This is a genomic window from Scytonema sp. UIC 10036 (genome assembly GCF_009725235.1).
Genome location: NZ_WJFC01000137.1, coordinates 1 through 12,271, shown reverse-complemented (window position 1 = coordinate 12,271; position 12,271 = coordinate 1). Strand labels below are relative to the sequence as shown.

The following is a 12,271-nucleotide window of genomic DNA, read 5'->3' as shown; positions in this document are numbered from 1 at the left end:
GTTATCTCCTCACACCAGCAAAAATCTCCTGTGCTCTATCAATTTGTTTGCGTACAGCTTGTGCAGAGGAGTGTAATGCACTTATTTCTTCATCTGTCAAGTTCAGTTCTACAATACTTTCGAGTCCATTACCCCCCAAGCGACAGGGAACACCAATAAAAATATCCTTTAAACCGTATTCGCCTTCAAGATATGCGGCGGCTGGTAACAAGCGTGATTGATTGAGGAGTATTGATTCTACCATGATGCTGGTGGAAGAAGCAGGCGCAAAAAAAGCTCCTCCTGTTTGCATCAGTTGGACAATTTCGGCACCACCGTTGCGAGTTCGTTCTACCAACCGTCTAATTGTATCTGTATCTAGCAATTCTGTGATGGGAATGCCGTTGACGGTGGAGTACCGGGGAAAGGGAACCATTAAATCCCCATGACTTCCCAACACCATAGCTTTGACATCTTGCTGACAAACGCCTAACTCCATTGCAATAAAGGCTTGAAAACGAGATGAATCTAAGATACCAGCCATACCTAAAATGCGATCGCGTGGCAATCCAGTTGCTTGCCTTACCAAATAAGTCATCACATCTAAGGGATTTGTAACAACTATATATATTGCATGGGGAGAGTACACAAGTGCTTTTTTAGCTGCTTCCACGACAATTTTCGCATTTGTCAGCAACAAGTCATCTCGAGTCATACCTGGTTTACGGGGAAAACCTGCCGTGATGACAACAACATCAGACTCAGCCGTATCAGCATAGTCATTTGTGCCGACGATCTGACGGTTGTGGAGTTCAATTCCCCTTGCTTCCATCAAATCTAGTGCTAATCCTTGAGGCATTCCTGAAACAATATCTAGCAACACAACATCTGCCAGATTTTTTTCTGCAATACGTTGGGCTAGGGTACTACCAACTTTACCTGCACCGATAACGGTGACGCGGGGTGAACAACACATTTTTGAGAAGGAAGGGGAATTGCTAATCATAGTTAAGTATTTTTGCTAGTGGTTGATGCACAGCCACCAGCAACTAGCTATCAGTGATGTACTGATAGCTGATTGCCGATCGCTTTACTTAAACGCCTCAAGTTGATCCACACGCAGCCAAATGTTTGGTGTTGGCACTTTCCCAAATTTCACCAAGGCATAGTCACCTTTGAGATCGACGACTTCTCCCTTGGTTTCAAATAAGTAGGAAGGAAAGCGGGTGTCACTGGCTTGTGCTTCTAAACTGTTTTCCAATTTCTCGCGGACAGCACGAACTGTATCTCCTTTTTTGACAGCCATGAGGAATCCTCTTGAGTTTGTACACTGTTTTATCAAGGATCTTAACTCGTGCCTAGTTTTTATTCTGTTAAGATAAAATTTGAACCGAAGATGAACGCAGATGTACGCAGATAAAATTCGGAGAATTATCTGCCAGCATCAGCATTTATCAATGGCTGGAGATTTTTAGTTACATGGTATTGGTTTAATGTACTTTTAATTTTTATACATTAAGTTGTTTGCAATTGGATTGCAATATCTGAAATTTTTAATTTTGAAAAACTTATCTTTGGCAGTGGGAACAATAATGACTTGAACGACCAGCTAATCTTGTACGTAGAATGGCAGTGCCGCAGACTCGGCAAGGTTCTCCAGTTCGGTTGTATACCCAGGCAACACCACCGTAGTTACCGTTAATGCCTTTGACGTTGAGGAAGTTACTAAAAGTTGTGCCTCCGTGCGTAATACTGGTTTCTAGGACTTGAATGATAGTCAAGCGCAAGCGTTCGATTTGCTCTCGCTGCAAATCTGTACATAAGGTTTCTGGAAGTATTCCACTGGAAAATAATGCTTCATCGGCATAGATGTTACCTAGCCCTGCTACCACTGACTGATCGAGCAGTGCAGTTTTAATGGGGCGGCGGCGATTTTTGAGTTTGTTTGCTAGGTAATCTACACTAAATTCAGGGGAAAAGGGGTCTATTGCTAGTTTTGCTAAACCAGTGATGATACTTTCTGGTGCTTTACCTGGAGGTACCCACCACATTTGACCGAATGTACGCTGATCTACAAAACGTAGTTCGCGATCGCCCTGAAAAAACAATCTGACTCGCGTGTGTTTGTGTAACGGTTCATCTGAATGGAGCCACAAAAGTTGACCGGTCATTCGTAGATGAACTCCTAGAAAGCTGGGAGACGGGGAAATGGGGGGAGGGGTAGACAAGGGAGACGGGGTAGACAAGGGAGAAATTTCCTCCTTGTCTTCCTTGTCCCCCTTGTCCCTTGTAGAACATCTGAGTTCAGCTAGTAAATATTTGCCACGACGATGCCAGGTTGCGATCGCGCTGTCTTGAATCGCCGTTAAAAATTCTTCTGGTGACGGCGGGTAAGCAATTGTGCGATGAAGCAGCACATCTCCACCCGTTATTTTTTGGTTAAGGGTTAATTGATTTAAGCCCCGTCTAACTGTTTCAACTTCAGGGAGTTCTGGCATCTGTTTGGTAAGCCATAAGGAGAGCATGGGGAAGGGGAAGAGGGAGAATAGAGAGACAGGGGGAGAGGAGGAAGACAAGGTAGCAATTTCCTCCTTGTCTTCCTTTTCCTCCTTGTCTCCCTTGTCTCCCTTGTCTTCCTTGTCCCCTGTTCTCCTTGTCTCCCCTTACCCCATCATAACTGGCAAGTAGCCGTTACTTTTTCGCCTTGGCCTTAGGAGCTTCAACCTCAACTAATTCTGCTTCGGCGAAATTGTTGGTGTTGATGCCAGCGTAATTTACGTTGTTAAAACGGACGATGACTGGGTACTTGATACCGCTTTGGTCAATGGATGCCACAGTTCCTGTATCTTGATACCAGTAGGATTCGGGGCGGAGAATACGAACTTTAGAACCACGTTGAACCATGAGTTTCTTCCCTTTTAGTTATCAATCGCCATCTAAAAATTAGGCTAATTGATTTCACTCTACAGGTTTAAGGTCGTTGCAGGCGTTTTGTTAAGTTATTTGCTATAGGGGCTATAGGGGATAGGGAGTAGGAGGGGAGACAAGGAAGACGATTCTACCTTTGTCTACTTGTCTCCCTTGTCCCCTTGTCTACCTTGTCCCTAACCCCTAACCCCTCCCCTAACCCCACCCCTAACCCCTACCCCCTAAACAAAAATTTTTTCCAGATTGCAGACGTTGTGTGTGGATGTTTATGAGTAGTGCGGGCTGCTTGATAGGAAGCCGCAACGCCCAAGAAACTTTTTTGATGGTTTTCGTCCACAGGTTGAGCTTAAAGCCATCTATCCATATATCATTTAGGACGTTACAACAAAAGCATCAGGGGTAATCGCACTCCAGAGGAAAGTAGTGAAATGATTTCTTTGATATTGAACGGTGACAGGGGATATATAAGTAAAATCGCATCACTGGTCACCGAGCGCTAGTCACTGGTTACTGATTACCGTAGTTTACTGCTTAATCTCTGCATCTCAAGCGGAAATGGGTGAGACCCACCCTTGACAACGCCTTGGGATCGCGTATTTTAATGGTCGCAAACACTTATTTTGGGAAGTCTCTTATGCTTTCACTAAGACAAACACGCTACCCTCTCGTTTCCCCTGCCATTACTGTAAATTGTTATCTAGATAGGTATATCCAACCAACCTTGTTGTTCATTGCTCTTGAGCGCAAAATCTATAGCAGTAAATTTTTTACCAGCTTCTATCTGTTGGAATGAAAGTTTCTGGGGAAGTGTAACCAAGATAAACGTTGTAATCCAACGAGCGGAAGCCTCAAATTTGACATTGATTCGCCTATCTGAAACTGGGTTCAAATTTTGCAGCAACACTGACAATGCTTTCTAGTAATGGCAAGCCATAAACTTCCGCTATGTTGTAAACACTGTTAGTTTGTATGCGTATACACTGATAAATTTGACCGAGCTTGTACAAGGGTAGATTATCAATATTTAGTAAAGCTCTACTCTGTGTATAAAAGTCGCCAGTTACCTTCCAACAAATCGGGAGCTTCCACTGGACGAGGTGTAGGATTGAGCTTCTAATTTTGTAATTGCAATTAAAATGGCTTGTTTATCTTGCTCATTTGCGATAAGACCGCGATTTTTCCCAGCAATTGCTTCCAAAAGGTAGCTGCTTTTCCTAGCATAATGAATTCCACCTCAAAAACATCATTATTCAAAATAATTTGATGAACAATGTACTAGCATCACACAAAAGCTAATTTACCGTGACTCTTATCCTTTTGAAGAATAATTTTGTCGGATTTCTGAAAAAGGATTGAATTAACAAGTAAATCGTGCATTATCAAGTGATAGACTCTAAGTGTCTAGTATCATCTCCATATAGTGTCTTCGTAAATATGCTAAATTCACCATTACGTGAGAACCCCCGCAACCAGACGTGCTCCTGTAATTCCATTAAGCAAGAGTCCTCCTTGTTGGATTGGTTGCAAACAAACGGACGTCTGATAGCACGAGATGTTCACGAACCCGACTATTCGGACGAAGAAGAAGAGATATCAGAATTTTGAGTACTACGACGGATTAGTGATTTTGACTATGATGACGATGACGATGTCGTCCCAGATGAAGAATAGCTAATTCAAGCTTGAGACATATTGCACAGCCAAATCCTCTTTGTTTAATTTTGCAAGTGTGGAGTGAAGGAAATATCCGTGGACGCTAATTATCTCCTAACCAAGGGCTAGTATCATTAATGCATAGTTTAGTCTCCCTACTGAGTGTAGGACTGGGTGTATCAGCGCTAATTCTTGACGTCATGGGCAAATAGAATGCCTGGCAAGGTATGTCACTGACTTTACCTCTACTTTCTGCGCTGTCGCAACAGCTGCAGTGGTTTTCTGGGCAGTGCCATTGTTGCAAGCGCTGAAAACCGGGCAAATCATCCGCGAGGATGGTCCTCAAGCTCATTTGAAAAAAGCAGGGACTCCTACCATGGGGGCATATTTTTTGTTCCCGTGGCAGTGATTTCTGCTTGCATATGGTCTAACTTGGGCTACAAAGTACTACTGTTGCTGCTTTGACACTCAGTGACGGGTGATAGGCTGGATTGACGATTCGGCAAATTCTCCGCCGTAAGTCAAACAAAGGCATATCTCCCGCATGAAACTGATTGTGCAAGTTACATTTGCAGTCGCGTTCTGTATGTGGCTTCTGGTTTCTCATCCCGCTCATATTACAAATTAGCTTTACCGTTTGGTTTTTACATTCCCTTAGGGCTTCTCTTCTGGCCTTTAGCAGGTTTTGTACTCGTAGGCGGAAAGCAATGGCTACCAACCTCACTGACGGTATTGATGGCTTGGCGAGGAGAACAGTGGCGATCTCATTATTAGCGTTGGGTGCTTTAGTCGACCAACTTCGCCCGGATTGATGGTTTTCTGTGCTTCTCTCAGTGGTGGTTTCTGGGTTTCTTAGTCCACAACCGCAACCCAGCCGCGATTTTTATGGAGACACCGGTTCCTTGTTTTAGGAGGTGCTCTTTAGCAGCAGTCGCTTTGTTGGCACCAGCTTAGTAGCACTGTTTATTCTCAGTGGTATCTTCTTCGTAGAAACCCTTTCGGTAATGGCGCAAGTTAGCTACTAAAAGCTACGAAAGGTCCGGATGTAAAGGCAAGCGTCTTCTGAAAATGGCTCCACTACACCATCACCTAGAACTTTCTGGTTGGTCAGAGTTACAAGTTGTTGCAGTTTTCTACATCATCAGCGCAATTCTGCGCTGTCATCGCTCTAACGATAGGTCATTTTGATGTGCTGAACAACAACTTAGTACAAGTTAAATAACTCCTGGACTTGAGGGGTTATTTATTTGGATAGTGGATAGTGGATAGTGATAGTGGTTATTAGCTACTAACGACTAACCACTATCTACTATCATTAACATTAATTTTACTAAATGACAAGTTCTGGTAAGATAAGCTTTTCCATAGCCAATCGCACAGCATTACTAGAGCCAGGAAAGAGAAAATCAGTTTTTGTTGGTATGTACCTGCAACAGCGGGAGATGCGATCGCACGCGAACCCAATTTCTTGATAACTTAAAAGCGAATATTTCTCCAAATCCGGGCAAAGTTTTTTCAAGCAGCTTTTCAATAGCATCATATGTGGTGTCTCTTGGTGCAATACCCGTACCACCATTTTATCACGAGAACATTTAAATCATGGCGCTGACCCAGCAATTTTACTTTGCTTTGAATTTGGTGCTGTTCATCTTTGACAATTGTGTAAGCTTCTATACTATGGTTTGCATTGCGAAGTATTCCTGAATCAGTTGACCGCTTTTATCCGTTTCTGGTTACGGGTATCGCTTGACAGTCATCACTGCACCAATTGACCCTCATATTTGGAGGATCTGGATGTGGAAGGTGTGTCATAACTAAGTTTGGATAGTGGTTAGTGGATAGTTGATAGTTGATAGTGTTATTAGCCACTAACTTTGTACGGGCGCTCTCTGCATGCGCCCCTACCAACCACTAACCTTTAGGATTTACTAAATTCCAGACCGTGCTCTTTAGCATATCGCTCCATAAACCGGCATAAGGAGCGGTCGCATTGGTCTATGGACGATTTCATCAGATACAATGCTTCTAATGCTTCTGGTTTGCCGTTGACAATTAAGCTTTGACTTCACGAGTCACAAGTTCTCCTTCTTCTCAATTAATTACATACCAGTAATTTTTCAGTGTTGCTACTTTCTAAAAGCTTTGGGTTTGTGAAAACAAATGTTGCAGTCGCACTCTCCCACTGCGCGATTGCGTTAAGCGTATTTCTGGAATGACATCTTCGGTAATCCCACGAGAAAACTGGATTTGAGCCATGATGAGTGAATTTAAAGTTTTGTTATGGTTAGTTTTAATATTTTCTCATCATTTGCAGACTTTACTGTCAGCACTGCCTTTGATTTCTCTTATTATGTACAATCACTTAACTAGCGTCTTGTTCTAGTAACAAAGTTACAGGACCATCGTTTTCAATTGAGACTTGCATCATGCTCCGAATTTACCTGTTTCCACCCGCAACCCGCTTAAGCGTAACTTAGCTATAAAACGGTTGTATATCTCTTCTGCAACTTGAGGAGCCGCTGAACGGTCAAAGGAAGGGCGACGAACCTTTGCGACATCCCGAAAGCGTAAACTGGCTCACTACCAACAACTCACCCATCGATCTCTTGTACGGACTTTTGCCAACGATCTCCAGTTCTCCCTCATCGGGAAACAGCCGCAATTTCCAAACACTTTCGCACCATCCAATCAAGTTCGCGATCGGTATCGGTGTCAGCAAGACCCACAAGTAGGTTTAGCCACGTCCAATTTTGCGCCAATTATTTCACCATTGACGGTAACTTGAGAAGATTTAACTCGCTGAATAATAACGCGCATAAATAACTTCAACAAGGAATTATAAGCAGGAATGCATTCAACCAAGCTAGAGGATGTTTGAAAGTGGTTAGCTGTCATTTCATCACATGATTACCCCTTATCCCCCTTATAAAGGGGGAAATAAGAGAAATTAAGTTCCTCGCCTTTATAAGGGGGAGGGTTAGGGTGGGGTAAAAAATATTTGATACATCAATCATGACTTTTCAAACATCCTCTTAGTGGAAAATACAAACTCGCTTGTTTATTGTAGAATCTCATAGTGTTTGACAATATTTGCAAATTTCTTCCTGAAAGCTTCTCTAGTGACTTTGCGACTTGGTTATTGGGAGAGCAATTACTGCGGAGGGACTTAATGAAAGAATCAGTCATTTATCAATCTATTCAAGCTGAAGGTCGCGCTGAAGGTATTCAAGAGGGGGAAGTGCTAGAAGCGAGAAGTGAAGAGTTTTATCCTTCACACCTCACTTCTAACGCCTCAGTTCTCAGCTAAGCACCAAAACCTTTACCACGAGAGGTAGAAGGTAAACACAGGCAGTTTTCTAGTTGTTTTAGCAAAGTCTCGCGATCGAGATTTTGACCGATTAACACCAGCTGGTTTTTCTTCTCTCTCTTAGCCCACTCATCATCATCTAAAGTGAAGCGTTTGCCACACAAGTGGAAAATATGACGTTTGGGGCTTTCATCAAACCACACAATCCCTTTTGCGCGGAAAACATTTGTGGAAAGCTGGTTATCCAAGAAGTGTTGGAATTTCCTAATGGAAAAAGGTTTATCACTTTGGAATGATATAGAAGTAAAACCATCATTTTCTAAATGATTGGAATGATGATGGTGGTGATGGTCGTGGTCGTGATGGTCATGACCGCATTCGGAACATTCTGAGTGGTCATGTTCGTGCTCATGAGCATGAGCGTGATTATGGTCATGCTCATGGTCGTGATGGTCGTGACTGTGTTGTTTCGCCTCATCAAAATATTTATCTGTTTCAAACAGACCAACGCTCAGAATCAGCGGAAGCGGTACTTGCGCTTGCTTGGTGCAAATAATTCTTGCACCTTCTTTAACTTGGTTGATTTTTGCCTCTAGTGCTTTTAATTCTTCTTCAGACACTAAATCTGTCTTATTGATAAGAATAACGTCACCATAGGCAATTTGACTGTAAGCAGCTTGAGAATTGAATAAATCCAAGCTGTAATTTGCCGCGTCTACAACCGTGACAATTGAATCAAGACGCGTTATGTCGCGCAAGTCAGTGCCAAGAAATGTGAGAGCGACGGGTAGAGGATCGGCAAGCCCTGTTGTTTCTACCACCAGATAATCTATCTTGTCTTGCCGTTCCAAAACTTTGTAAACGGCATCGACAAGATCGTTATTGATGGTGCAGCAGATACAACCATTGCTTAACTCCACCATATTGTTATTATCATCAGTGGAGATAATTAACTCGTTATCGATGCCAATTTCGCCAAACTCATTAACGAGTACGGCAGTTTTCAATCCTTGCTGATTGGTCAGGATATGATTGAGTAAAGTTGTCTTACCACTACCAAGGAATCCAGTAATAATAGTTACTGGTAACCCTTGTTTGGGTGCATCCATTGATTGCGACTCGGAAGTAACTGCTTGCATGGCGCTGCTTTCAAAAAGTCAAAATAGCTAATTGTAGCGCAAAATGTCAGGAAGAGACTAGCATAAGGATGCTGGTATTCATCCGGTGTTGCCTACTCCTATTATTACGTATTTCTATAAGTTGGATATGACCCTATCTGTTTACAATACCCTCACCCGTCGTCAAGAACCGTTTGAAACAGTAGAAGCTGGAAAAGTTAAGATGTATTACTGCGGCGTGACGGTGTACGACTACTGCCACTTGGGTCATGCCAGAGCTTGTATTGTGTGGGATGTAGTGCGTCGTTACCTGCAATTCATTGGTTACGATGTCCGCTATGTACAAAATTTTACAGATGTTGATGACAAAATTTTGAATCGAGCGCGACAAGAGCATTCATCGATGGAAGCTGTTGCAGAACGCTTTATTAAAGCATATTTTGAGGATATGAGGCGTCTTGGCATTAAGGATGCTGATGAATATCCCCGTGCGACTCACACGATGAATGGCATTCAGCGATTGATTCACGAGTTGGAAAACAAGGGTTATGCTTACGCGTCTCAAGGTGATGTTTACTACGCAGTCCGTCAGTTTTCCGAATATGGCAAACTCTCCGGACGCAGGTTGGAAGATATGCAAGCGGGAGCTAGCGAACGGGTGAATCTGGAAGATCCAGAGTATCAGAAGAAGAAAGACCCTTTTGATTTTGCCTTATGGAAAGCAGCAAAACAAGGTGAACCAGCTTGGGATTCACCCTGGGGTAAAGGACGTCCGGGTTGGCATATTGAATGTTCGGCTATGGTACGCGACCGCTTGGGTGATACCATAGACATCCATACTGGAGGCGATGATTTGAAATTCCCACACCATGAAAATGAAATTGCTCAGTCAGAAGCCGTTACGGGAAAACCACTAGCAAAATACTGGCTGCACAACGGCATGGTAAAGGTGGATGGTGACAAAATGTCCAAATCTTTGGGGAACTTTATCACAATTCGGGAGTTGCTAGATAAAGGAGTACACCCAATGGCGGTTCGGCTGTTTGTTCTGCAAGCCCATTACCGCAAACCAATTGATTTTACGGATGATGCGATCGCTTCTGCAACAAAAGGCTACGAGACACTAAAAGAAGGGTTGCTTTTTGGTCATAAATACGGTAGGCAATTGGGTTGGGAAATAGGGCAAAGGGCAATGGGCAGTGGAAATTGGGAATCTACTATGCCCAATACCCAATTCCCCATACCCAATGCCCATATCAACCGTTTCATTGAAGCCGTTAATGATGACTTTAATTTTTCAGGAGGATTGCCAGTACTTTTTGAATTAGCCAAAGAATTACAACGAGAAGGGAACATTCTAACTCATGAGGGAAAAACGGCAAAAACACCCGATGAATTACTCACTGAATGGCAAACTCTTGTGAAATTGGCTGAAGTTCTGGGTTTTGATGCCAAGGTAGAAGAGGAAACTTCTGACAATGATAATAGTTTAAGCGATGCCACAATCGAAGCATTGATTCAGAAGAGACAAGAAGCACGTAAAGCCAAAAATTTTGCTCTGAGCGATCGCATTCGTGATGAACTACAAGCGCAAGGTATTACCCTCATCGACAGTCGTGATGGAACTCGATGGCATCGAAATTAATTATGAATTATGAATGATGAATTATGAAGGATAGAAAATTAATACTTTATCCTTCATCTTTTATCCTAATACCAATTTTCAAAAACAATACGACAGATAATTGGGTGAAATTCAGTATAAGCAATCCCAATCCACAATCCAAAATCCACAATCCAAAATCCACAATCCAAAATCCACAATCCAAAATCCACAATCCAAAATCCACAATCTCATAAGTTATGTTGTCAGAATTAAACAAAGCTATTGCTCAAATAGATATTCCAGCTGATTGGTTGGGCATTAGAGTTGTAAAAGATACAACGCATACCAGGCATATCCGTGATGGTATACCTCAAAGTAACGGTAAATCCTTTACTCAAGGGTCAATGCTGGAAGTAATAGTCAATGGTTGTATCGGTTATGCAGCCATTAATTCCCTACAAGTGACCGATTTACAAGCTGCTGCTGAGAAAGCGTATAATCAAGCACTGGCTGCAAGTGAGTGGTGGGTATATTCATTTAAAGCAGCCAGAGAGCGCCCTAAAGTGGTAGGTGAGTACACTTCGCCATTTCTCAAACCTCTTGATGCTTTAAGTGCAGGCGAAATCAACGGCTTACTCATCCGCATCTGCCAAACACTAAAAGTTTGCGATCGCATAGTGCAAACTACCGCTATTGCCTCAACAAGTGAAAAAGAAACTTGGTTTGCAAGTAGCAATGGCTCCGAAGTGTATCAAAAATTTATGTTTTTTAGCACTCATTACGGAGCTACCGCCCAGGATGGAGCGATCGTTCAGCAACGCTCTCAAAATGGTTGGCAAGCAAACTGCTATCAAGGTGGATTGGAACATTTTCAAGAAGCCCAATTGTGGCATCAAGTCCAACAAATTGGCGAACAGGCAGTAGAGCTTCTCACAGCAGAAGAATGCCCGACATTACGTACAAATCTGGTATTAGCTCCCGATCAAATGATGCTACAGATTCATGAGAGCGTTGGGCATCCCTTAGAAATTGACCGAATTTTGGGAGATGAACGAAACTACGCTGGTGGTAGTTTTGTTGACAAGAAAGACTTTGGTACTTTGGTATATGGCTCTCCCTTGATGAATATTACCTTTGACCCCACCGTACCAAACGAATTTGCTAGCTACGGATTTGATGACACGGGTACTGTAGCAACAAGGGAATACTTAATTAAAGAAGGAGTTCTTCTTCGGGGTTTAGGCAGTTTGGAAAGCCAAGCAAGAGCAGAAGTACCCGGAGTTGCCTGTGCCCGTGCTTGTTCTTGGAATCGACCGGCAATCGATCGCATGGCAAATTTGAATCTTGAACCAGGGGAAGCTTCTTTTGAGGACACGATCGCCTCAGTAGAACACGGTGTTTACATGGAATCAAATCGCTCTTGGTCGATAGACGATCGCCGATATAAATTCCAATTTGGTTGCGAGTACGCAAAGCTGATTGAAAACGGCAAACTGACAAAAACTCTTCGCAACCCAAACTACCGAGCCACAACTCCAGAATTTTGGCACAGTTTGGTTAAAATAGGTAATTACTCCACTTGGCAGATGTACGGTACTCCTTTTTGTGGTAAGGGAGAACCAAACCAAGCTATTTGGGTAGGTCATGGTTCACCCGTTTGTGTATTTGCCAACGTTGAAG

General features: G+C 42.9%; 8 protein-coding genes and 7 pseudogenes. 5 read left to right on the top strand and 10 right to left on the bottom strand.

Annotated elements, in window-relative coordinates:
• Window position 1: 1 nt before the first annotated feature.
• From mdh to F7734_RS41560, 5 genes and pseudogenes are all read right to left on the bottom strand, one after another.
• Window positions 2-985 (bottom strand): malate dehydrogenase, encoded by a 984-nt coding sequence (mdh, locus tag F7734_RS41580; RefSeq protein WP_155750248.1) that lies wholly within the window; start codon window positions 983-985, stop codon window positions 2-4.
• 84 nt (window positions 986-1,069) lie between these two features.
• Window positions 1,070-1,285, bottom strand: coding sequence for an NAD(P)H-quinone oxidoreductase subunit O (locus tag F7734_RS41575; RefSeq protein WP_155750247.1), 216 nt, complete (start codon window positions 1,283-1,285; stop codon window positions 1,070-1,072).
• Between the two features lie 262 nt (window positions 1,286-1,547).
• Complete coding sequence (locus F7734_RS41570; protein ID WP_155750246.1) at window positions 1,548-2,477, bottom strand: DNA-formamidopyrimidine glycosylase; 930 nt, start codon at window positions 2,475-2,477, stop codon at window positions 1,548-1,550.
• A gap of 193 nt (window positions 2,478-2,670) precedes the next feature.
• Entirely contained in the window at window positions 2,671-2,883 is a 213-nt protein-coding gene (locus F7734_RS41565) for a photosystem I reaction center subunit IV (protein ID WP_155750245.1), read from the bottom strand.
• A 704-nt stretch (window positions 2,884-3,587) separates the two neighbouring features.
• Window positions 3,588-4,135: pseudogene (locus F7734_RS41560) on the bottom strand (PAP/fibrillin family protein).
• A 206-nt stretch (window positions 4,136-4,341) separates the two neighbouring features.
• On the opposite strand from F7734_RS41560, the pseudogene F7734_RS41555 reads away from it, so the two are divergent.
• Together F7734_RS41555 and mraY are read left to right on the top strand one after the other, a co-directional pair.
• Window positions 4,342-4,578: pseudogene (locus F7734_RS41555) on the top strand (DUF3134 domain-containing protein).
• Window positions 4,579-4,697: 119 nt separating this feature from the next.
• Window positions 4,698-5,748 (top strand): annotated as a pseudogene (gene mraY / locus F7734_RS64370) (phospho-N-acetylmuramoyl-pentapeptide-transferase).
• A gap of 107 nt (window positions 5,749-5,855) precedes the next feature.
• Here the strand turns inward: mraY and F7734_RS41545 are convergent.
• The 3 pseudogenes from F7734_RS41545 to dtd all read right to left on the bottom strand — a co-directional run bounded on the left by F7734_RS41545 (window position 5,856) and on the right by dtd (window position 7,377).
• A pseudogene (locus tag F7734_RS41545) lies at window positions 5,856-6,372 on the bottom strand (MogA/MoaB family molybdenum cofactor biosynthesis protein).
• Window positions 6,373-6,478: 106 nt separating this feature from the next.
• Window positions 6,479-6,816 (bottom strand): annotated as a pseudogene (gene psb28, locus F7734_RS41540) (photosystem II reaction center protein Psb28).
• A 106-nt stretch (window positions 6,817-6,922) separates the two neighbouring features.
• Window positions 6,923-7,377 (bottom strand): annotated as a pseudogene (gene dtd, locus F7734_RS41535) (D-aminoacyl-tRNA deacylase).
• Window positions 7,378-7,636: 259 nt separating this feature from the next.
• On the opposite strand from dtd, the pseudogene F7734_RS66410 reads away from it, so the two are divergent.
• Window positions 7,637-7,714: pseudogene (locus F7734_RS66410) on the top strand (flagellar assembly protein H); the annotation flags it as partial.
• A 149-nt stretch (window positions 7,715-7,863) separates the two neighbouring features.
• Here F7734_RS66410 and F7734_RS41525 read toward each other — a convergent pair.
• A complete protein-coding gene (locus F7734_RS41525; protein ID WP_155750244.1) occupies window positions 7,864-9,006 on the bottom strand; it encodes a GTP-binding protein in 1,143 nt (380 codons plus the stop codon).
• 127 nt (window positions 9,007-9,133) lie between these two features.
• Between F7734_RS41525 and cysS the strand changes: the two genes are divergently transcribed.
• Complete coding sequence (gene cysS, locus F7734_RS41520; protein WP_155750243.1) at window positions 9,134-10,630, top strand: cysteine--tRNA ligase; 1,497 nt, start codon at window positions 9,134-9,136, stop codon at window positions 10,628-10,630.
• A gap of 46 nt (window positions 10,631-10,676) precedes the next feature.
• On the opposite strand, the gene F7734_RS41515 is transcribed toward cysS, so the two are convergent.
• Window positions 10,677-10,868, bottom strand: coding sequence for a hypothetical protein (locus F7734_RS41515; RefSeq protein WP_155750242.1), 192 nt, complete (start codon window positions 10,866-10,868; stop codon window positions 10,677-10,679).
• On the opposite strand from F7734_RS41515, the gene F7734_RS41510 reads away from it, so the two are divergent.
• Window positions 10,849-12,271 (top strand): TldD/PmbA family protein (locus tag F7734_RS41510; RefSeq protein WP_155750241.1); only part of this gene is annotated, 1,423 nt, incomplete at its 3' end. The genes F7734_RS41515 and F7734_RS41510 overlap by 20 nt on opposite strands.

Coding starts and splice junctions, on each gene's coding strand:
- F7734_RS41575 (WP_155750247.1), bottom strand. CDS start 1,285: ATGGCTGTCAAAAAAGGAGATACAGTTCGTGCTGTCCGCGAGAAATTG.
- F7734_RS41565 (WP_155750245.1), bottom strand. CDS start 2,883: ATGGTTCAACGTGGTTCTAAAGTTCGTATTCTCCGCCCCGAATCCTAC.
- F7734_RS41570 (WP_155750246.1), bottom strand. CDS start 2,477: ATGCCAGAACTCCCTGAAGTTGAAACAGTTAGACGGGGCTTAAATCAA.
- mdh (WP_155750248.1), bottom strand. CDS start 985: ATGATTAGCAATTCCCCTTCCTTCTCAAAAATGTGTTGTTCACCCCGC.
- cysS (WP_155750243.1), top strand. CDS start 9,134: ATGACCCTATCTGTTTACAATACCCTCACCCGTCGTCAAGAACCGTTT.
- F7734_RS41525 (WP_155750244.1), bottom strand. CDS start 9,006: ATGCAAGCAGTTACTTCCGAGTCGCAATCAATGGATGCACCCAAACAA.